The following is a 387-nucleotide window of genomic DNA, read 5'->3' on the forward strand; positions in this document are numbered from 1 at the left end:
CGCCGACTCCGGTCCCCTCGGCGCCGACTCCGGTCCCCTCGCCGCCGACTCCGGTCCCCTCGCCGCCGAGCCCGGTCCCGACGCCGCCGCGCCCGGCCCCCTCGCCACCGGCAGCACCCATAGCGGTACCAACGGCAGCAACGGCAGCAGCGGTGGCCTCGGCCGCGGTGGTCTCGGCAGTGGTGTCCGTCGTGCCGGCGGTGCCACCGGTGGCGGTCCCGACGGCGGCGCTGCCACCGGCCCGGCCGCTCCTCTCACCCCCGGCCCGGCCGCCCCCGTCACCCCCGGCCCGGCCGTCACCACCGCCCCCACCCCGCACACCCTCGGCCGAACCCCCGCAGGGCTCCCGCACACCCTCGGCCGATCCCCCGCAAGCACCCCGCACAC

The 387-nt window shown here is 80.4% G+C and carries 1 pseudogene; it reads left to right on the forward strand.

Features of this window, described 5'->3' with window-relative positions:
- Positions 1 to 387 (forward strand): annotated as a pseudogene (locus tag GT045_RS10460) (hypothetical protein); the annotation flags it as partial.

The organism is Streptomyces sp. SID486 (genome assembly GCF_009865385.1).
Lineage (GTDB): Bacteria > Actinomycetota > Actinomycetes > Streptomycetales > Streptomycetaceae > Streptomyces.